Origin of the sequence: Vibrio sp. 1F169 (genome assembly GCF_041439605.1) — a bacterium.
Classification (GTDB): domain Bacteria; phylum Pseudomonadota; class Gammaproteobacteria; order Enterobacterales; family Vibrionaceae; genus Vibrio; species Vibrio tasmaniensis_A.
On sequence record NZ_JBGOOI010000016.1, the window covers coordinates 20,749 to 40,587 of the forward strand.

The 19,839-nt window shown below is 42.6% G+C and carries 19 protein-coding genes and 1 pseudogene; 7 read left to right on the plus strand and 13 right to left on the minus strand.

The window, feature by feature from the left end; translation table 11 throughout:
• Positions 1 to 294 precede the first annotated feature (294 nt).
• Positions 295 to 1,356, plus strand: a complete 1,062-nt coding sequence (locus ACED53_RS08985; RefSeq protein ID WP_017099970.1) for an OmpA family protein — start codon at positions 295 to 297, stop codon at positions 1,354 to 1,356.
• Positions 1,357 to 1,499: 143 nt separating this feature from the next.
• Here ACED53_RS08985 and ACED53_RS08990 read toward each other — a convergent pair whose 3' ends face one another.
• A complete protein-coding gene (locus ACED53_RS08990) occupies positions 1,500 to 1,898 on the minus strand; it encodes an OsmC family protein (protein WP_012600352.1) in 399 nt (132 codons plus the stop codon).
• 196 nt (positions 1,899 to 2,094) lie between these two features.
• Between ACED53_RS08990 and msrB the strand changes: the two genes are divergently transcribed.
• Positions 2,095 to 3,237 carry a peptide-methionine (R)-S-oxide reductase MsrB gene (msrB, locus tag ACED53_RS08995; RefSeq protein WP_017099971.1) on the plus strand — a complete coding sequence of 381 codons (1,143 nt, stop codon included), beginning with the start codon at positions 2,095 to 2,097 and terminating at the stop codon, positions 3,235 to 3,237.
• A 122-nt stretch (positions 3,238 to 3,359) separates the two neighbouring features.
• Here msrB and ACED53_RS09000 read toward each other — a convergent pair whose 3' ends face one another.
• Together ACED53_RS09000 and ACED53_RS09005 are read right to left on the minus strand one after the other, a co-directional pair.
• Positions 3,360 to 4,727, minus strand: a complete 1,368-nt coding sequence (locus tag ACED53_RS09000; RefSeq protein WP_017099972.1) for a TrkH family potassium uptake protein — start codon at positions 4,725 to 4,727, stop codon at positions 3,360 to 3,362.
• 26 nt (positions 4,728 to 4,753) lie between these two features.
• Complete coding sequence (locus ACED53_RS09005) at positions 4,754 to 5,410, minus strand: TrkA family potassium uptake protein (protein WP_017099973.1); 657 nt, start codon at positions 5,408 to 5,410, stop codon at positions 4,754 to 4,756.
• A 184-nt stretch (positions 5,411 to 5,594) separates the two neighbouring features.
• Here ACED53_RS09005 and ACED53_RS09010 point away from each other — a divergent pair, with 184 nt between their 5' ends.
• The 3 genes from ACED53_RS09010 to ACED53_RS09020 all read left to right on the plus strand — a co-directional run bounded on the left by ACED53_RS09010 (position 5,595) and on the right by ACED53_RS09020 (position 9,822).
• Complete coding sequence (locus ACED53_RS09010; RefSeq protein ID WP_009845641.1) at positions 5,595 to 6,707, plus strand: mechanosensitive ion channel family protein; 1,113 nt, start codon at positions 5,595 to 5,597, stop codon at positions 6,705 to 6,707.
• 141 nt (positions 6,708 to 6,848) lie between these two features.
• Positions 6,849 to 8,384, plus strand: a complete 1,536-nt coding sequence (locus ACED53_RS09015; protein ID WP_029225376.1) for a mannose-1-phosphate guanylyltransferase/mannose-6-phosphate isomerase — start codon at positions 6,849 to 6,851, stop codon at positions 8,382 to 8,384.
• A gap of 16 nt (positions 8,385 to 8,400) precedes the next feature.
• Positions 8,401 to 9,822, plus strand: a complete 1,422-nt coding sequence (locus ACED53_RS09020) for a phosphomannomutase/phosphoglucomutase (RefSeq protein ID WP_017099975.1) — start codon at positions 8,401 to 8,403, stop codon at positions 9,820 to 9,822.
• Between the two features lie 112 nt (positions 9,823 to 9,934).
• On the opposite strand, the gene aroG is transcribed toward ACED53_RS09020, so the two are convergent.
• Positions 9,935 to 10,987 carry a 3-deoxy-7-phosphoheptulonate synthase AroG gene (gene aroG, locus ACED53_RS09025; RefSeq protein ID WP_017099976.1) on the minus strand — a complete coding sequence of 351 codons (1,053 nt, stop codon included), beginning with the start codon at positions 10,985 to 10,987 and terminating at the stop codon, positions 9,935 to 9,937.
• A 672-nt stretch (positions 10,988 to 11,659) separates the two neighbouring features.
• Positions 11,660 to 12,013 (minus strand): hypothetical protein, encoded by a 354-nt coding sequence (locus ACED53_RS09030; RefSeq protein ID WP_133153735.1) that lies wholly within the window; start codon positions 12,011 to 12,013, stop codon positions 11,660 to 11,662.
• Positions 12,014 to 12,532: 519 nt separating this feature from the next.
• Between ACED53_RS09030 and ACED53_RS09035 the strand changes: the two are divergent.
• Positions 12,533 to 12,757 (plus strand): annotated as a pseudogene (locus ACED53_RS09035) (IS110 family transposase); the annotation flags it as partial.
• A 349-nt stretch (positions 12,758 to 13,106) separates the two neighbouring features.
• Here ACED53_RS09035 and ACED53_RS09040 read toward each other — a convergent pair.
• The 8 genes from ACED53_RS09040 to ACED53_RS09075 all read right to left on the minus strand — a co-directional run bounded on the left by ACED53_RS09040 (position 13,107) and on the right by ACED53_RS09075 (position 19,651).
• The gene (locus ACED53_RS09040) at positions 13,107 to 14,144 is read right to left on the minus strand and encodes a hypothetical protein (RefSeq protein WP_133153736.1); all 1,038 of its coding nucleotides are present in this window, start codon (positions 14,142 to 14,144) and stop codon (positions 13,107 to 13,109) included.
• Between the two features lie 434 nt (positions 14,145 to 14,578).
• A complete protein-coding gene (locus tag ACED53_RS09045; RefSeq protein ID WP_009845653.1) occupies positions 14,579 to 14,797 on the minus strand; it encodes a DUF3820 family protein in 219 nt (72 codons plus the stop codon).
• Positions 14,798 to 14,809: 12 nt separating this feature from the next.
• Entirely contained in the window at positions 14,810 to 15,481 is a 672-nt protein-coding gene (locus ACED53_RS09050; RefSeq protein WP_017100140.1) for a DUF3313 domain-containing protein, read from the minus strand.
• A 96-nt stretch (positions 15,482 to 15,577) separates the two neighbouring features.
• Complete coding sequence (locus ACED53_RS09055) at positions 15,578 to 15,931, minus strand: hypothetical protein (protein WP_009845655.1); 354 nt, start codon at positions 15,929 to 15,931, stop codon at positions 15,578 to 15,580.
• Positions 15,932 to 16,063: 132 nt separating this feature from the next.
• A complete protein-coding gene (gene cyoE / locus ACED53_RS09060; protein WP_017100139.1) occupies positions 16,064 to 17,038 on the minus strand; it encodes a heme o synthase in 975 nt (324 codons plus the stop codon).
• The gene (locus ACED53_RS09065; RefSeq protein WP_017094669.1) at positions 17,028 to 18,083 is read right to left on the minus strand and encodes a heme A synthase; all 1,056 of its coding nucleotides are present in this window, start codon (positions 18,081 to 18,083) and stop codon (positions 17,028 to 17,030) included. The genes cyoE and ACED53_RS09065 overlap by 11 nt, the downstream gene beginning before the upstream one ends.
• Positions 18,084 to 18,171: 88 nt before the next feature.
• On the minus strand, positions 18,172 to 18,780 hold the full coding sequence (locus ACED53_RS09070) for a hypothetical protein (RefSeq protein ID WP_069591674.1): 609 nt from the start codon (positions 18,778 to 18,780) through the stop codon (positions 18,172 to 18,174).
• On the minus strand, positions 18,773 to 19,651 hold the full coding sequence (locus ACED53_RS09075) for an SURF1 family protein (protein WP_241816705.1): 879 nt from the start codon (positions 19,649 to 19,651) through the stop codon (positions 18,773 to 18,775). The genes ACED53_RS09070 and ACED53_RS09075 overlap by 8 nt, the downstream gene beginning before the upstream one ends.
• On the opposite strand from ACED53_RS09075, the gene ACED53_RS09080 reads away from it, so the two are divergent.
• Positions 19,590 to 19,820, plus strand: coding sequence for a DUF2909 family protein (locus ACED53_RS09080; RefSeq protein WP_009845660.1), 231 nt, complete (start codon positions 19,590 to 19,592; stop codon positions 19,818 to 19,820). The genes ACED53_RS09075 and ACED53_RS09080 overlap by 62 nt on opposite strands.
• Positions 19,821 to 19,839: the final 19 nt, after the last annotated feature.

Genomic DNA, 19,839 nt, shown 5'->3' on the forward strand with positions numbered 1-19,839 from the left:
CACAAAAAGATGAAACCTCATATCGCCTTAAAATGATACGAGGTTTCATCGTTTCCAACATTTAAGACAACAATTGATCAACAAAAAAGCTATAAATAGCGCCTTGAAAACTATGAATACCAACAATCCGATTGACTATCATACGCAATCAGACTAACAATACATTAGTAGTTCCTTAAAAGTTCTACCTGAATCAACGCCTTGATTTACTTACGGTCGCAGTGTCTTAGCCAGTAAGTTATCGCTTTACAGGTCAGTTCAGATAACAATAAAAATTAATCCAAGGATAAGATTATGAAAAAACTTTCTAAAATCATGTGTGCTGTCGTCGCAGCTTCCGGCTTAGCGGCAGCACCTTCTATTGCTGCAACCACTTATGTTGGTGCAAAAGTGGGCATGGGTTGGCTGGATAGCGCATGCGTAAGCGGTGAAAAGTGTGATGATGATGCAATTGGTGCAGGGATATACTCTGGCTATAACTTCACAGACAGACTAGGTGTTGAGTTAAGTTCTGATTTCTTAGGTGACTACAAAACGAGCTTTTCCAAAAATGGGGTTACAAGTAACTTTAGCGACCCTCTAATCGCTATATCACTAACGCCAATGTACCGCCTACCAGTACAACAAGAGTTCGATGTATTCTTCAAAGCTGGTCCTGCTTACATCTCGCACGGCGGTGAAACAGACGTTGTTCTTTCAGCCGGTATCGGTCTAGAGAAGCAACTTTCCTCAGATTGGGCTGTTCGTGTTGAGTACCAATACTTCGATGATTTCGATGACAACTATGTTCAAGACTTAAACTCTAACTTTGTTACCGTTGGCCTTAGCTACAACTTTGGTACAGGTAACACAACGGCTTCAGCAGCAGCCGCTTCTGCAGCCGTTGTAACACAGGCTCCTGCAGAGCCAATTGCCGAACCAGAAGTCGTTGTTGTTGAAGAAGAAGTTGTGGTTACTAAAGCTAAAACTGAAAGCTTCTCTCAAGGTATGTTTGAGACAAACAGCACTGAATTATCTTCAGAAGGCAAAACTGCATTAATGCCATTAGTTGAAGTACTGCAAGCTCACCCTCAATCATCAGTTAATGTTGTTGGTCACACTGATTCAACAGGTGCAGCAGAGTACAACATGATGATCTCTAAGAAGCGTGCTGCTGCTGTAGCCGCATACATTGAAGAGCAAGGCATTGCAGCTGACCGCATTGCAGCTTCAGGTGAAGGGGAAGAAAACCCTGTAGCATCAAACGCTACAGCTGAAGGTCGTGCGCAAAACCGTCGTGTTGACGCAACGATCCCAAGCTTCGAATACCAAGAAAAAGCGCAAATGGAAGAAGTTATCGTAGAAACTGCTGAATAATAGCACTCTACCTTAATTAAAATAATAAGGGCGGAGCACTTTCAAGTGCTCCGCCCTTTCCTTTATCAGGCTCTCCCCATATGCCGTCAGCTATAAGTAGAAGCCGTAAAAATCAGTCTACCGCCAAGCTGTACAATCAGAGACTAGACTATTTCCCAGCTGTGGGTCATCTCTACACCAGCACCCAGCATTAAGCATACTGAACAGTACTTTTCTAATGAATCCGCACAGACCTTAGCTACAAGCTCGGGATCAAGATCATCACCAGTCACTTCAAAATGAATATTAATTGCAGTGAAAATTTTTGGTGCCGTTTCACGACGTGTCGTTTCAAGTTTTGCATTACAGCCTGTGATGCTTTGGCCTGCAGATTTCAAGCCATCAACCACATCAACAGAGCTACAACCGCCAGCCGCCATTAACACCATTTCCATAGGGCTTGGCGCGGTAGCACCGCCACTGCCATCCATAACGACAGAGTGACCTGATTGAGATTGACCTAGGAATTTAAAGCCTTCGACCCATTTAACTTCTGCTTGCATGTTGTTCCTTAGATGTACGGAAACCGCCATCATTATCTATTATATCAATAATGGACACCCTACTACTGGCAGCATTTATGAGCAAGATTTTCTGTTTGAGATATTTTTTTCATGAATAGTGTAATTTTTTCTATCTAAACCCTGTCTCTATTCGTACATTCAAAATCGAATGAGAAAACGTCAAGATGAGGTATCTATGAATAAATTATCTAAAATATTGGTATCACTCGTGGTTGCACTACCACTGACTTCGCTATTTGTAAGCCAGACTGGCACTGCCAATACAATGGATAAAGCGATGGATTCAGGTAAAAGTGAAATCGCGACACTGGCTGGTGGTTGTTTTTGGTGTACAGAATCCGACCTAGAAAAACTGACCGGCGTCACCGACGTTATCTCTGGTTATTCCGGTGGTGAATTAGAAAATCCAACCTACAAACAAGTTTCCTCGGGTAAGTCTGGACACATCGAAGTGATCAACGTGACTTACAATCCAGATGTCGTTAGCTATGAGCAGGTACTTGACCAATTCTTCAGACACATCGATCCTACCGATGATAAAGGCTCATTCGTAGATAGAGGTCCTCAATATCGACCTGCTATTTTCTATCATAACCAAGAGCAAAAAAACGTTGCTCAGAACTTCATGATGGAAATCGATAAGGCTCAAATCTTTGGTGAACCATTAAAAACAGAACTGATTAAGTTTGAAAAATTCTGGCCAGCAGAAGATTACCATCAAGATTATTACAAGAAGAGCAAGGTTCGTTATAACTACTACCGCTACGCTTCTGGTCGTGATCAATACCTAGATAAAATCTTCGGTGATGATAGAAAAGAAAATCCTAAAACGATCCGTCAGATCATCGATGGCAAAAATGCGACAGCCAATGCTAAGACATACAGCAAGCCGTCTGATGCAGAGATCAAAGCATCTCTAACTTCACTGCAATACGATGTCACACAAGACGATGCAACAGAGCGCCCATTTGACAACAAATACTGGGATAACAAGCAAGAAGGTATTTACGTTGATATCGTAACGGGTGAACCTTTGTTCTCTTCAAAAGACAAATACAAGTCAGGTACAGGTTGGCCGAGCTTTACACAACCAATCAGCGAAGCTTATGTGGTAACAACTACTGACTACAAGCTACTTTACCCAAGAACAGAGGTTCGTAGTAAATTTGGTGACTCTCACCTAGGGCATGTATTTAAAGATGGTCCAAAGCCAACAGGTTTACGCTACTGCATGAACTCAGCCGCTATGCGCTTTATCCCAGCAGATAAATTGGCTGAAGAAGGCTACGAAGAATATATTGAAATGTTCGAAGGCTAAGTGCTAAGAAATTAGAGCTACACCTATAACAACAAAGCCAGCATATCGCTGGCTTTGTTTTCTAACACGCTAACAAGAACTATAAATCCTAGCCTGTTAGCATTATTAACCCGTTAACATTATTAGCCCGTCAACACCGTATCTTCTGGGTACTTCAACAAAGAAGGTTCTGGACGAGCTAACATGTATGCCAAAGTGAGAGGACCAATACGTCCGATTACCATAACCACAATCATAATGTATTTGCCCGGCTCAGTGAGATTTTCAGAGAGTCCAGCTGTTAGACCGACGGTTGCAAAGGCAGAAATCACTTCAAACATCACGCGGTCAAACGCGGCTTGCTCAGTGAGCATTAACAAAAACATCGCGGTGGTTAATAGCGCTCCACTGACCACAATAATGGCCAATGACTTTGTTACCGCTTGCCAAGTCACGGTGCGCTTAAACATCACGACATGCTTTTTCTGACGCAAGAATGTCCAAGTTGCAACAAACGCAACCGCGAAAGTCGAGACCTTAATACCACCACCAGTGGAAGTCGAACCAGCACCAATCAACATCAGTACTATCATCACCAATAATGCCGGTTGCGTATATTGAGACAAATCGACACTATTGAAACCAGCGGTACGAGCACTCGCAGACTGGAAAAAAGCAGCTAACCACTGACCTTGTATAGAGAGGCCTTCCATCGTCGCTGAGTTATTTCTCTCCAATAACCAAAACATAACCGTACCCACCAACAACAAAGTTGGTGTCGCGGTCAGCATGATCTTGGTATGTAAGTGCAAGTGTTGGAAGCCTTTACGCCAGTTACTCGATAAGTCGCCCACAACAGTAAAGCCTAATCCGCCGAAAATGAACAAGCCAGCTAAGGTAAAGATCACCAGTGGATCGTCAACAAAGCTCACCATACTGTCTGAGAACAACGCAAACCCTGCGTTATTGAATGCGGAAATCGCGTGAAATAACGCGTAAAAGCTCCCTGTTGCCCATCCCATTTCAGGAACCCACCGAAAACAGAGCAATACGAAACCTATAAATTCCGCCACCAATGCAAAAATGATGATCTTCTTCACTAACTTCCTGAGGTTAATCTTACGATCTTGCCCCAATGCTTCTTTCGCTAATGCTTGCTGTTTCAAACTGAGCCGAACACCAAACATATAGAGCAGCACCGCAGAAAGGGTCATCTGCCCTAACCCGCCGACTTGCATCAAGAACATCAGTAAGATTTTGCCTGCCAAGGTGAAATGCTGACCGGTATCAACAACACCTAAGCCTGTCACACTGATCGCCGACGTGGCGGTAAACAGTGCATCCGTAAAGCTTAGACCTGTCACAGAGAACACGGGTAGGGTCAACAATATTGCAGAAGGGATAAGTACGCCTAAGAAGCTCGTAAGGATAATCTTAGGTTCAGAGCCTTTACGTGGCTTTTTATCACTCTTAAGTGTGTAGAGAGTACCTTTTCGTTTTACCGAATTCATACTGTTACCTTATTTCCGATTGCCAGTTACCAATTGCGTAGCTTTCTAGATAAGGTCTCTTTCGGCCCAGCGATGATCACCACATCCCCAATTTCTAAACTCACATCCAGTTCAGGTGCTTTAGTTAGGTTCGGGCCTCGCTTGAAACCAAGTACCTCAACACCATTTTCTTTGCACAGCTTAAGGTCACCAAGTTTCTTACCCAAAAAATTAGAACCAATAACAATTTCAGTCATCGCTAAACCGCTGCCAAGGTCGATAAACTCAAGAACGCGTCTATCCAACATTTTACGCGCAACGCGAATACCCATGTCTCGTTCGGGCATGATGATATGATCGGCACCAATCTTAGAAAGGATCTTGCCGTGAAACTTATCGTTCGCCTTCACCCAAACGGCTTTTGCGCCTGATTCTTTTACCACTAGCGTCGTTAGAATACTGGAGTTAACATCAGAGCCAATCGACACCATCACCATGTCGTATTCATCGAGCCTTAACTCTTTAACTGTCTCTTCGCTTGTACAGTTCGCAACAATCGCTTGAGAAACAAGAGCCGCCGCATCTTTCACTCGCTCTTCATCAATATCAACGGCGAGTACCTGTGAGCCTGAACTTTGTAGCTCTTTACAGACAGAGAGACCAAAACGTCCCAAGCCAATAACTGCATATTGTTTGTCACTCATTTATTACTCCACTTACAAAGCTACGTAGCATCGAAAACAAATAATGAAATTGTCTTCATACAAAAAAACGACTATATATCCATATAGAGATACAATTGTCAGCTAATCGCTTGATTTATAAAGGTAGAGAACAAAAGTGATTTCTGCTAATTTCTAACCCACTATTTCTGCGGCAGTACACACAATGAATGAATTCATAACCCAAGTACAAACCTACATTAACCAGAGCCATAGTGATTGGGCAAACAGCGTCCTATTCATCACTATTGCGAGCTTTCTCGCTTGGGTCGCTTGGCGAATTATCCATAATCGCTTAGAAATTCTGGTTCAGAAAACCCCATTCCACTGGGATGACCTACTGCTAGAGGCGCTAAAAACACCTGTCAGTACATTACTCTGGTGTTGGCCTGCAACTGTCTCTGTGGGGTTAATCCTTCAAGACCAGTTTGGTAATGAAATTAATTGGTTAAAAACACTTAAGCACATATTAATTATCTGTACCTTCGTTTGGTTTACCTTGCGAATGATCACCAACACTGAAGCGTACGTCTTAGAACAAAAAACCAGAGACGAAACCACAGTGCAAGCTATCGCGAAAGTCGCTCGCTTGTTCTTTATGGTGATGGGCGGCCTGACCATCATGCAGGCATTTGGTCTGAGCCTATCTGGCTTACTCACCTTCGGTGGTGTGGGTGGCTTGATCGTCGGTTTGGCAGCAAAGGATCTACTGTCGAATTTCTTTGGCGGCATGATGATTTACTTCGACCGTCCTTTTAAAGTCGGTGATTGGATACGCTCACCAGACCGCCAAATCGAAGGTACAGTCGAACGCATTGGTTGGCGCATGACCATCATTCGCACTTTTGATAAGCGACCTTTATACGTGCCAAATTCGGTATTCAGTAACATTGTGGTGGAGAACCCATCAAGAATGTTGAACCGCAGAATCAATGAAACCTTCGGTCTTCGTTATCAAGATGCAGACAAGCTAGCTCTAATTGTTGATGAAGTTAGATCCATGCTCGAAACACACCCTGACATTGATGCAAAACAGACGCTGATCGTTAACTTTGATAAGTTTGGTCCATCAACCCTTAATTTCTTTATCTACACCTTCACCAAAACGGTTAACTGGGTGAGATACCACGAAGTTAAGCAAGATGTCCTGCTGCAGGTGTTGGCGATTATTCATAAGCACAATGCTGATATCGCCTTCCCAACACAAACGCTCAAGATCGATCCTCAAGATTTTGGCGAAGCTCAAGGTATGGTCATTTCCAACTCAGAAGGTCATTAAGAAGCACATCTATATTGCTTATCGTTTATAGCTTGCCGTTAAGTCGATGGGTTATCGATAAGTAAACTGGTTATCGATAAATAAACAGAGTGAAGCGTGGTAACATGGCGCCAGTATTCAAATACACCTAATTACCACTCTATGATTTTACCTGTGATCCTAGCTGGCGGCTCCGGAAGTCGCCTCTGGCCTCTGTCTCGCGAACTTTACCCTAAGCAATTTCTCAATATTGCTGGCGAACAGTCGATGCTTCAGCAAACACTTCAACGCCTGCAAGGTCTTGAGGACTATCTAACGGATAGCAAGTGCGCAGCTCCATTCATTATCTGTAATGAAGAACACCGCTTTATTGCCGCTGAACAAGCTCGATCGGCTAACATCCAACATAGTGGTATTCTGCTAGAGCCTGTCGGTCGAAACACGGCTCCAGCCATCGCATTAGCGGCATTACAAGCCTTAGGTAAATCAACCAATAATGAGCAGGATGCATCAGACCCGATCTTATTAATACTGGCTGCTGATCATCACATCGCTAACACCTCTGAATTCCAACAAGTGATCAGTCGTGGTGTTGATTACGCGAAGCAAGGCAAACTGGTGACATTCGGCATAACACCCAACGCGCCAGAAACGGGTTATGGCTATATCAAGCAGGGAGAACCGATTTTCCCTCTTGTTCAAGCTGACTCACGCATTACAGAGCAGTCAACCCATCACGCCTATGCCATTGATTGCTTCGTTGAAAAGCCTGATAAAGCAACTGCAGAAGAATACATACGTTCAGAGCAATACTTGTGGAACAGCGGCATGTTCATGTTTAAGGCATCTCGCTATATTTCGGAACTCGCCGAACACCACCCAAAGATATTAGCGGCTTGTAAACTTGCTCTTGCAAAGCAAAATACCGACCTCGATTTTATCCGTATCGACGCAGAAGCATTCAAAAATAGCCCGAGTGATTCCATCGATTATGCAGTAATGGAAAAGACCTCACACGCCGCAGTGATCCCGATGGACGTTGGTTGGAATGATATTGGTTCGTGGTCTGCTATCTGGGATGTAAGCGACAAAGATGAGCACAATAACGTCATTGAAGGTGATGTATTAACCGTCGATTCTCAACACAACTACATTCATGCGGAAAATAAGCTGGTCGCGACGGTAGGCGTCGAAAACCTCATTATTGTCGAAACTAAAGATGCAATATTGGTTGCGAACAAAGACAAAGTTCAAAGTGTTAAGTCGATTGTTAGCCAACTGAATCAGGCTGGTCGAACGGAACATGTCCATCATCGCGAGGTCTTTAGGCCTTGGGGTAAATACGATGTGGTCGATCTAGGTAAGCGCGACAAGGTAAAGCGTATCACCGTAAAAGCGGGACATAAGCTTTCACTGCAAATGCATCACCATAGAGCAGAACATTGGGTAGTCGTGGCTGGCACTGCGAAAGTGACCAACGACGATAAAACGTATCTAATCGAAGAAGATCAATCCACTTACATTCCGTTAGGTCATATTCACAGCCTAGAGAACCCTGGCGAGACACCTCTTGAAATGATTGAAGTTCAAACTGGCAGTCACTTAAGTGAAGACGATATCATTCGATATCAAGACAGCTATGGGCGAGATGTTCGAAGCGAACAAGCTTCTCCGCCTCAGAACAACTCATCGAGATAGAAGCGGCGACAATTCAATGAAACCAACATTAGATCTTAGCTGCTTTAAGAACAACGACATTCGCGGCATCATTGGTCGCCAAATCAATGAACCGTTTACCTATCTGCTTGGAAAAGCATTTGGTGAGTATCTCTTGTCACGAAATGCCAAAGATTCAGATGCATCGGCTCAAGTCGTGATTGGTCGTGATAACCGAGAAACGTCCCTTTCATTACAAGAAGCCATGACCAAAGGCTTAATCGAGTCTGGAATAACCGTCGTTGATCTTGGGATTACTGGCACTGAAGAAGTCTACTTTGCGACTCGTCACCTAAAAGCGATTGGCGGAATACAAATCACAGCCAGCCATAACCCAATCAATTACAACGGAATGAAACTGGTCGGCGCTGACGCTAGCCCGATAAGTAAAAACAGTGGGTTAGATGAAATCAAACGACGTATTAAAATACTCAATCAAGAGCTGAACTCCGATTTACCGCTTATTAATGTACAACCAAGTAACTCTAGTAGAACGACCAGTATTCTCGCTCCTTATGTAGACCACCTACTCTCCTATATAACACCGTCTAAACTTTCACCAATGAAGATTGTGGTAAACGCAGGGAACGGTGTCGCAGGACGTATCATTGATGATCTAGAAGCTCGCTTTGCCACGCTCGATATTCCGATCACCTTCATCAAGGTTCACCATACTCCTGACGGAACATTCCCTAATGGTATTCCCAATCCATTGATTATAGAAAACCAAATAGCGACTCGAAATGCTGTGCTAGAACATTCGGCCGATCTAGGAATTGCGTGGGATGGTGATTTTGACCGCTGCTTTTTCTTTGATGAAAAAGGCAATTATATTGAGGGTTACTATATTGTCGGGTTGCTCGCTGAAGCATTTTTATTAAAAGAGCCTAACGCCACTGTATTGCACGATATGCGTATGACATGGAACACGATTGAAATCGCTCACAAACGTGGTGGAAAAGCGATTGGGATTAAAGCAGGACACGCACTTATCAAAGAGAAGATGCGAGAATTAAACGCTGTGTACGGTGGTGAAATGAGTGCGCACCATTATTTCCGTGATTTTGGGTATTGCGACTCAGGAATGATTCCTTGGCTACTGGTTATTGAACTGATGTCGAAAACCCAACAGTCTCTTTACCAACTGACGAGCGCAAGTATGGATAGATTCCCCTCATCCGGAGAGATCAATCGCAGAGTATCCAACCCAGAGGAAGTCATGGCTTGTGTGTTATTGCACTACCGAGATAATGCCGTTGATATCGATCACACAGACGGGCTCAGCATGAATATGGGCACATGGCGCTTCAACTTAAGAAAGTCCAATACAGAGCCGTTGATACGCCTTAACGTGGAAACCAAGCAAGATAGAACTTTACTGTCATTTAAAGTCGACGAGTTACTGTCTTTTCTCATTTAAGAGTACAAGGCACTTTCCGCTTACAACTAAGAACCACAAAAAAGCCCTTACTAGCGATGCTAATAAGGGCTTTGAGTTTTCAGTCGTTTAGTGACTGGCTGTAATAATTAGATTACTTGTTGCGGCGAGCTTCAACAGCGTCTGCCAACTGGCGAAGTACTGTTTCAGTATCTGCCCAACCAATACATGCATCAGTAACAGATTGGCCGTATGTCGCTGCTTTACCGTCAACTAAGTCTTGGCGCCCCTCAACTAGGTGAGACTCAATCATCACACCAAAGATAGCTTTGTCACCGCCAGAGATCTGTGCACTTACGTCATCAGAAACGTTCATTTGGCGTTTGAACTGCTTTGAGCTGTTCGCGTGACTGAAATCAATCATCACCTTCTGTGGAAGACCTGAAGCTTCTAGCTCTTCTTTAATCTTGCCAACGTGCTCTGCGCTATAGTTTGGCTCTTTACCACCGCGTAGGATGATATGACAGTCAGGGTTACCTGCTGTTTCAACGATTGCTGAATGGCCGTATTTGGTTACCGACAAGAAGTGGTGCGAAGCACTTGCCGAACGAATAGCGTCTGTTGCGATCTTGATATTGCCATCCGTACCATTCTTAAAGCCAACTGGGCAAGATAGGCCTGAAGCCAGTTCACGGTGAACTTGAGATTCTGTAGTACGTGCGCCAATTGCGCCCCAGCTGATTAGATCTGCAACGTATTGCGGCGTGATCATATCTAAGAATTCACTCGCCGTAGGCATTCCCATGTCAGTTAGATCAAGTAGTAGCTTACGTCCTAGGCGAAGACCGTCATTTAGTTTAAACGTGTCGTTCATGTACGGGTCATTGATTAGGCCTTTCCAGCCAACAGTGGTACGTGGTTTTTCAAAGTAAACACGCATTACGATTTCAAGGTTATCGCCTAGTTCGTCGCGTAGCACTTTCAAACGTTTACCGTACTCAAGCGCAGCTTCTGTATCATGAATAGAACATGGGCCAACAATAACAAGTAAGCGATCATCGCTATCTTCTAAAATATTGTGGATCGCTTTGCGGCTTTCAAAGGTTGTAGAAGAAGCAATTTCTGTCGCTGGAAACTTTTCTAAAACAGCAACAGGTGGTAATAACTCTTTTACTTTGTTAATTCTTACATCATCAGTCTGGAACATTGCTTACTTCTTCCTATTTTCTATCCTTGAGGCTGAATGCACGTTATCTCACGTCACTTTCCATCAGCATTTATCTTCTTGTTCCCTGTAACTTAACTAGTAAAAACCACAGTTTCAATCACTAATTAAAAAAAAACGCAATTTATTTTGTGTTTTATATTTAAAACACCCCGTATAACATTATTTACACGCTATCGATTGCGCAGTTATCAGACACAGTAAGACCACAGCTCTTCAAACTATCCTGGCTAGATAATGTCTTACGCAACGATAGATAAAAGCTCTTTACCACACTACAGCCTTGGTTTGGATGTTACTCATCGAAGAATAGAACCGATCAAATTTGGCAATTTCTGCGCAGGAACGGTATATAGAGAATTGTACAGGCGAAACAGGAGGAGATGTCACGACGAAAGAAACGAAAAAGAGCTAACTGGTTGACAAGATTACTATCGCAACCTTATCTTGGATTCGCTCGTATTGAGAAGAACCTCAAAGCGATGTGCCCTTCAAATGCAATCGTACAATTTACTTAATAAAGTGGCTTCGGCTTGTTCAACTCTTGGGATTTAGTGTTGGCTACGCAACACCTTATTCGTTAGGCATTTTTTATATGCACATACTTTCTATGATTTTGAATAATACGTATTACGGTATCTTGAAAACCCATAACTAAGTGACATGCATTGTGATTATGATACGTGATTTCTTTTTATGATTATTCTGTTTTGCCTGATAAGAAACTACTGTAGCTGTGCTCTCACCATACAGGTTGTACACCTCTGCATGCATAATCGAGTGTTTAAAGCTATTCGACAAGTCATTGATACAACGCAAAAAAACCGTTTCATCATGCCTAAAGTAAATTCCATCACCGACAATAACTTTTTCAAAATCAGTTTGAGGATTATTGTTAGCGCTAAGTGAACCGATTTGACTTACTTTAATGTGCTTACTAGACGTATAAGCAGCAAAGTCTGTGAGAATATACGACAGCTGAACCAAGCGATCTATAGTTGTTCTCATATGACTAACCAATTCTTCGCACAAAAAGTAATACTTATATTGGTTACTTTCGTGCTCTTCATACCCTTTTAGATAAGGGGGAGGACCATCTAGAGGGTACTGATTTAGCTTATAAACATTGTTTCTACAATTCTCATAATGCTCTACCAAACCCATATATCAATATTGGCGTGTATGTTACCGCATTTCGACCTGCGTCATAGTTATATTCAACTGCCGGCTTAGGGCGCCAAATATTGTCTTCAACAATAACCCACCGACCATCTTTGTAAATTGGAATGTACCCATCCAAACAGATCAGAAAAGGTGGCTCTAACTCCGTACAATCAGAGGGAGTACTCCAAAGACCATTTCGAAAATGAACAGTCTCAGTCCCTAGGTATAATCCCGTATGGATTTCAAACCTATATACTTGCTTCGTTTCTTCCATATGATGCCTTGATGCCTAACGAATGACATGGATTCCCCCTACCGAAGATCTGTCACACTTATGTGGTACTTAATTGCACCGGAGGCGCCATGTCTGATTATTCTTATTTCTGCGGTATCGACCTAGCTAAAAACCACTTTAGTCTTCATGCCGAAAAGCAAAATGGCAAGGTCATACTTCATAAGTCAGTAACTCGCTCTAAACTGCTGACTACAATAGCAAATATGCCACTCATGCGTATAGGCGTTGAAGCGTGTGGTGGTGCACATTATTGGGCAAGAACACTCAATCAACGGGGGCATGACGCTAGTATCTCACCGAAGACACAGTCACTTTTAGCTATAAAAGTAAGACCAATACATGGCGAGTTTCGGAATGAGCCTATCCACCTAGCTGAAAGGCATCGATAATAAGAATAATGGCATTAGCGAAATCAGAGGGGAAGTGACGACGAAAGAAACGAAAAATAGCTAATTGGTTGATAAAATTGCGATCGCAATCTTATCTTGACCTCGCTCGCCTTGAGAAAAGACTCAAAGCGGTGCGCCCTTCAAATGCAATCGTACAATTTACTTAATAAAGTGGCTTCGGGCTTGTTCAACACTCGGGATTTAGTGTTGGCTACGCAATACCTCAATCCTTATTCGTTATATTTTTATTGTATTAAAGTGCCTTCCAAATAAATGAAGTGACATCTCTAGGCATAAAAGTACTTTCATCATGTTGTAAATAATCAAATCCACTATATATTTGAAACTCATCCATTTCATGCTCAAAAATAATACAAAATGGTTCACAATAAGTCGCATCTGCACGTAATGTGTCACTGATGAATACGTTATCAGAGCAATCTATATGTTCACTTTTGAATGGGTGAGTTGTACGGAAGTATTTAATTTTATATGACTCAAATAATTTATAATTACTCAAAATAGGTATAGATCTATGTATTCTGCTAGCAATAAAACTCAAATAGTGCGAAAGCTGATACAGCTTTAATAAATAGTTTGATAATTTAGCTTCTATTTTCAAAAATTCATCTTTATTCAAAAAATCATCACCTGCATGCGGTATTTGATAAGACGTTATTTCACGAAGATCTCGTAGAGTTTTTGAAAAATTTTCAAATTCATTTTTATCAAAAATTTTTCTTTTTCCCTGACAATAGTGATTCATAAACATATTAATTGATTGGCTGTGACCTAACCTAGGATCAAATTTTTCCATTGGTGTTAAATAAAGAACCGATTTGACAGCATGTAAAAAAGAATAATATTTAGTAAAAAATACCGAAGCAATACAGTACTGTTTTTCTGTTAGCTTAGACTCTGTGTACATAAGTGAAGAATGAAAAATTTGTCGGAAAGATCTAAAGCTCCTAAAGTGCCAATCCATAGAGTTTTCATTTTTAGAGAAATCAACTTTATTTTTAAAGTACTCAACATTAGCTGAATGGAATTTATTAATTCTCTTTGGGGTTTTTAATGTCTCATCCAACAAATTGAAATTCGCGTGATATTCAAAAAACTGATTTAATCGTTCATTCATAAAGAGGTATGCACCTAAAATATAACATTTTAATATCGTGCAAGCACGAATCCATCCAGCCAATATATCAAAAAGTTTGCTTATAACCAACTGAATGCTATGCATTTTATATAAAAGTAGGTCTAAACATTCAGTGTGTAGACGTGCAAGCACACATTGCCGCCGATGTAACGCTCGTTATCATTTTCAACCATCCATCATTTCAATTATTAATCAACAACTTAAAAGTAGCTGCTCGTTTTATTCGTGCTCATTCAGAGTTAAAAACTACTCTTATTTAGGCCCGATTTATTCAATAAAAAAAAACTGTCTGTGTGTACAGGTCACTTAAGGGAAGGTAAAGCTAGTCGATTCTGACTCGTCATCAATGAATACGTGAATGTATAAAAGTAATCATAAATTCGGGCGCTTTGAGGGAGGTGTTGGTGGGAATATTAAAGTTACGGTGACTCTGAGTTCATAAACATTCAAAAGGCAAGATTCCGTTTTTGCCTTTGAATGTTCCTCAGAAAATCACCACTACTCGTCACTTAGGTGTATGGGTTTTGGTTTAGAACTTTGGGGGGGAGGACTGGGACTAATTAAGGCTAATAGTCATATTTAAGCGGTTGCACCACAGAATCTAAGCCCTCAATCTTGAGAGCTAAACATAACTGCATTAAGTCGCCCAACTCACCTTGTGGGAAGCCCTTTTTATCGAACCACAGCAAGTATTCTTCAGGTAGGTCAATCAAGGTGCGGCCAGCGTATTTTCCAAATGGCATTTGCATTCTGGCTAGCTTAATTAGGTTCTCTTTCTCTAGCATTACAAGCTCTTTCTAGACGTCGTCGATGTTCTGTAGAGTATCACCTAAACGTTCAACCCAATAGTTGATCGCATCTTTGGCGTCATCTAGCGAATCAATCATAGTAGAAAAGTCTTTGTTACCCGCTTCGCGGTCGATAGCTGCAAACAATGGAGTGCCGTCTTGCGCATCACTGACCAATAGCTCAACACTGGCGCTCCCAACGTTGGTGTGCTCGCCTGTCGTCACCTTAGATATAGTCGACATCGCAAGGCCAAACGGCAGCACACTGCTTGTCACGGCTAAGATCGGATTGGGCGTTTCAACATTACTTAAGGCAATACTCAAACGTAGCGTGTTCCCTGTTGGTTCATCGACAATCGTTTTATGAGGCGATATTTTCGCTTCCAAACGGCTCACCATATGATCTGTGAGCTCCTGAATGTCTTCCTGATCTAATGTGCCTTCTTCTGCCAACACAAAGACTTGATCGATCACCACAGAGTCATAAGCGTCTAACTTGGATTTCAAACGTTGTTCGTCACGCAGCCCTATCCTTGCCCAAACTAAATCAACGCCCCCATCAGGGCCAGGCTGAAAATCTTCATAACTGGTGAATTTAGTAGCGGTTTTAATTGGGCCGCCTGCACAACCAAACAAAAACATGCTGGTTGCAACAAGCAAAAGGACTTTTAAAGGTTTCATAACGCACTTAAGTAAATCAAGGAATTAACTAAGTATGCCATACCCTAAGTGAAAAAGTTGTAGAAAAAGAGGTAAAACTCAGAGCTCGATCTAAAATCAATGGTTCTGAACGGTATGTGCATACTCTACGATCACCTGATTGCCTTCGATATAAGCATTTTGGATCTCACCATCAACACTCATTCTACTTTTCAGATAAACCACTTTGGGCCCGGATTCATTGTCTTCTTTAAGTGAAGGGAGCACATTCCTTGGCTCCAAATGAAGCAAACGACAGAAGTGACTAACGAAAGACATGGTTAATGCTTTCTCCCCTCTTAGCACTCGAGAAAAATCCAACTGGTTCATGCCTAGCTTTTTTGAAAACTCCATCTGCGTAATTCGCATTCGAGATTTTTGTGACATCCACGTTTGGTACAAAGCATCTCTATCTTGCTCAGTGAATTCCATTACCGGTTCCTTTATATAATTCATGCCAATCAATTGTCCGGCTTTTCATACATGGCATGTCAGGGTTTGGTTAGTGGAAACCAAAGGTTTGGTTTTGATATGGAATAACCTTGTTTGATCTGTACAGAGCTATCAGAGCAAATAATGATCCGCCAACAGAGCAACAAACAAAATCATAAGATGATAAATGGAGAACTTGAAGGTCTTCATCGCCATGTTAGGCTCATCACGATACTTAAGTACCCAAGCGTGATAAACAAACCCACCGTTGAGTACCAATGAAGCGCTTAGGTATATCCAACTGCTCATGCCGACCAATACCGGCAATATACACACGATGCTAAGCAACAAGGTATAGAGCAAAATAGAAGTCTTGGTGTATTCGATTCCGTGGGTCACAGGCAGCATAGGGATGTTCACTTTGGCATACTCGTCACGACGATGAATTGCCAACGCCCAGAAGTGCGGAGGTGTCCAAATAAAGATGATCATCACCAACAACCAAGCATTTGAATGAAGCTCGTTGGTGACTGCCGTCCAGCCCAATAGGGGAGGCATTGCGCCAGCTATCCCTGCTATCACGATGTTTTGTGGCGTCGCTCGCTTCAAGTACATGGTATAAATCACCGCATAGCCTAATAAGCTTGCAAAGGTTAACCAAGCCGTGAGTTGATTGACCCACACCACTAACGTAGCAAACCCAAGTAAGCCGATACCCGCTGCAAAGCTGAACACACGCACACTACTCAGTTCACCAGATGGTAAAGGGCGTCGATTTGTTCGAGTCATCTGACCGTCGATCTTTTTATCGATCAAATGGTTAAATGCAGCCGCTGAACCTGCCATTAACCCTATCCCAATCATCCCGAACACAGTTTGTTGCAAAGGCAATCCATTCGGCACGGCCAAGCACATCCCAACCAATGCCGTCAGCAACATCAAAGCCACCACTTTAGGCTTGGTCAACGTTAAATAAACTTTCCAAGTGGCTTTGTTTTTTATAGCAATTTCGTGACTTAAAGCTATGTCATTGTTGGCTGCTATCTTATGAGCTAAGGCTGCGTCTTGAGCCACCACTTCATACTGTGTTGACGTTCTACTGACCATGATTACCTCCTTGTAATACATTGTTTTTCACCAAGCTCTGACTTGGTTTGCGTTGCCACACGACAAAATTGGTTACAACCATGCTGATGAGCAACATCGCTGCGACTAGGTTATGCAAAACCGCAACTGAAATTGGCAGATGAAACCATACATTACTGATCCCAAGGCTGATTTGAGTAAACAAGACTATTGCGACAATCACGCTCAGCTTTTGGTGAGGCGCTTGGCCAAATTTCCATAGCTTGTACACAATCATCAGCACCGTTAACGTCGCCACAATAGCCCCGAACCTGTGCATGACATGGATGGTAAGTCTTGCGGGATATTCCAACACACCAAACTCATAGTTATCGTGTCCATGTTGAGCAAAGTCGAACGCATTCTTGAAATCTAAATAGCTTGTCCAGTTCCCTTCGCAGATAGGTAATTGGGTACACACCAGAGCGGCATAATTAGACGATGTCCAGCCACCAAGCAGTATCTGCCCGACTACAATGAGTAATCCGAATAGTGCCGAGACTTTAAGTGGTGAAGAATAGGTAGCCTCACCAAAACGGCTTTGGAAATGAGACAAACGACAGTAGAGCAGACACAACAGTGACAGCAACGTGAAGCCCCCCATCAAATGCGCCATAACCACAACGGGCATCAACTTGAGAGTCACCGTCCACATTCCAAGCAAAGCCTGAAATATCACGGTTGCAGAGATAAGTAACGGAAGACCAGCAGTTGTTATATTCTTTTTAATACACCAAGCAACAACGACAAAGATAAGCAGCCCTAATGTTCCTGCAAAGTAGCGATGGATCATCTCAATCCAAGCTTTGTCTGCTTCGAGAGCTCGTTCTGGAAATTGTAGATTGGCTTGATTAACGGCTTGGGTATTCGAGGGAACGGTGATCTTTCCATAGCACCCAGGCCAGTCAGGACAACCAAGGCCAGCATCAGACAAGCGTGTATAAGCGCCGAGCACAATCACGGTAAGGGTTAACAAGATAGTTAATCTCATCATGTGCATGAGTAAATCAGGGGCTTTATTCTGCATCGTTTATCTCCCTATACTTATTCCCTTTTCGCTAACAACACTCAGCATTAACGCAATATGCTAAAGACCATCAACTTAAGCTGATTAACTACCCAACTCGTGACAGCTTAAGCAGCTTTCTTAGATCATGAATCATGCCTTTAGATTGGCTGACTAGCTGCGAAGGATCAGAAACGCTTTTGTATTCCATAACCAATTGCCCGAGTGGGTCAATTATGACAATGGAAGCTGGTGCAAACTCAGTACTTAATTGATCACCACCAGCTAACAAAGACAAATCCGGCTTATCAAGCGAACCCGTTAACGAGTTACCCTCAGATACAAAAACAACGGCGGTCACTCGCTCTTTGTTTTTCCCTAACGCTAAGTAGCTTTGATTCAAATAATGAAGCTGTTGTTCACACAAGCTTTCGCACTCCATCGGTGCGATATAACCCACTAACCACCCTTCTCCAGCCATGGGTACCGTTACTCCGAAATCCGCAAGCGTGGTTCTTGGTTCTACCAATTCGCCTGAGTTAGTGACGCCTGACGTGTACCAATTCTGGTCCAATACGGTTTTGGCGATAATGGCTGGCAAAGCGAAAATCAAAACTAATCCGATTAATACCAGACGTCCCTTAGTACGGCGGCTTTTAAGCTCGGCCATGTTTGCCTCGGTAATTTCCCTGTTCACTTGTGCTTGAGATTTATCCATCCTTGTTCCTCGTGATAGGTGTTGCCTTTAGGTACCGATAGCCAATCAACATCGTCAAAAACAAAAGTACCGCAGCCATAACAAACCATTGAAATGAGTAACCAAAGTGCTTCTCAGATTTCATCGCCGTTGGACGCCATAACATTTCATAGGGCCATGCATCTAAACTCTGAGGTTGGAAGACAAAGGGCAGCACTTCTTGCCCGGTGTACTGTGATAGCGCTGTTATGTTTAAGTTTTGAATTCTATTCGGTGTCGTATTTTCTAATCCCAACTCATGACTTAGAGGGTTCACCGAACGTGTGTACAAACGCCCTGACATATTGGTTGGTAGTGTGATGCTTCCTAATTGGGGTAGCTCTCTTCTGTCACGGCTAGCTGCAACGAACCCAAGATCGATCAACAGTTGTTTTCTTCCATCTTGTGTTGGAACTTCGCCCAACATGTAAATCACATACCCTACCGTTCCTTGGTTAATCTGGTTGTCTAACAAAACCACTAATCCACTGGGTGCTTCCAGCTCCACGTCAACTCTCAAACCATTTAAAGACGGCAGTTCAGATGCACCTTGCATTTGTGTACGCGAGCCCTTCCATTCAGAGATAACCGTATCCAATGACCTAGACGATTGCTGCGCTCTTTCTGATAGCTGCATTTCATAGCGCAATTTCTCGTTACCTCGATCTAACTGCCACAAACCCAACTTGATTAAAATGCCGACTGAAACCACAGTTAAAACAACCGCTATCCAAAAACCTTTACTGCGGAACTTGTGTTCATCATCAATCAATCGGTTTGGAGTTATCACTATGGCGTCATCTACCTTTGTGTTGTTATTTAAAATTGTGTTAGTCGCTTTGCTGTTCTTCATCGCTTTCAATTTGATGAAAGGCCTAATTCAAATCGCCTCTGGTAAACACAATGGCAAAAGACTGAGTCACTTCTTAGGTCGCCGTGTGATGCTGTCTGCCATCGTAGTGCTATTATTGTTACTTGCCCTAGCCTCAGGCACCATCACTCCAAATCCAAGACCTTACTAAGGCATTCAAGTTTTCAAAC

Coding starts and splice junctions, on each gene's coding strand:
- ACED53_RS08985 (WP_017099970.1), top strand. CDS start 295: ATGAAAAAACTTTCTAAAATCATGTGTGCTGTCGTCGCAGCTTCCGGC.
- ACED53_RS08990 (WP_012600352.1), bottom strand. CDS start 1,898: ATGCAAGCAGAAGTTAAATGGGTCGAAGGCTTTAAATTCCTAGGTCAA.
- msrB (WP_017099971.1), top strand. CDS start 2,095: ATGAATAAATTATCTAAAATATTGGTATCACTCGTGGTTGCACTACCA.
- ACED53_RS09000 (WP_017099972.1), bottom strand. CDS start 4,727: ATGAATTCGGTAAAACGAAAAGGTACTCTCTACACACTTAAGAGTGAT.
- ACED53_RS09005 (WP_017099973.1), bottom strand. CDS start 5,410: ATGAGTGACAAACAATATGCAGTTATTGGCTTGGGACGTTTTGGTCTC.
- ACED53_RS09010 (WP_009845641.1), top strand. CDS start 5,595: ATGAATGAATTCATAACCCAAGTACAAACCTACATTAACCAGAGCCAT.
- ACED53_RS09015 (WP_029225376.1), top strand. CDS start 6,849: ATGATTTTACCTGTGATCCTAGCTGGCGGCTCCGGAAGTCGCCTCTGG.
- ACED53_RS09020 (WP_017099975.1), top strand. CDS start 8,401: ATGAAACCAACATTAGATCTTAGCTGCTTTAAGAACAACGACATTCGC.
- aroG (WP_017099976.1), bottom strand. CDS start 10,987: ATGTTCCAGACTGATGATGTAAGAATTAACAAAGTAAAAGAGTTATTA.
- ACED53_RS09030 (WP_133153735.1), bottom strand. CDS start 12,013: ATGAGAACAACTATAGATCGCTTGGTTCAGCTGTCGTATATTCTCACA.
- ACED53_RS09045 (WP_009845653.1), bottom strand. CDS start 14,797: ATGCTAGAGAAAGAGAACCTAATTAAGCTAGCCAGAATGCAAATGCCA.
- ACED53_RS09050 (WP_017100140.1), bottom strand. CDS start 15,481: ATGAAACCTTTAAAAGTCCTTTTGCTTGTTGCAACCAGCATGTTTTTG.
- ACED53_RS09055 (WP_009845655.1), bottom strand. CDS start 15,931: ATGGAATTCACTGAGCAAGATAGAGATGCTTTGTACCAAACGTGGATG.
- cyoE (WP_017100139.1), bottom strand. CDS start 17,038: ATGGTCAGTAGAACGTCAACACAGTATGAAGTGGTGGCTCAAGACGCA.
- ACED53_RS09065 (WP_017094669.1), bottom strand. CDS start 18,083: ATGCAGAATAAAGCCCCTGATTTACTCATGCACATGATGAGATTAACT.
- ACED53_RS09070 (WP_069591674.1), bottom strand. CDS start 18,780: ATGGATAAATCTCAAGCACAAGTGAACAGGGAAATTACCGAGGCAAAC.
- ACED53_RS09080 (WP_009845660.1), top strand. CDS start 19,590: ATGGCGTCATCTACCTTTGTGTTGTTATTTAAAATTGTGTTAGTCGCT.
- ACED53_RS09075 (WP_241816705.1), bottom strand. CDS start 19,651: ATGAAGAACAGCAAAGCGACTAACACAATTTTAAATAACAACACAAAG.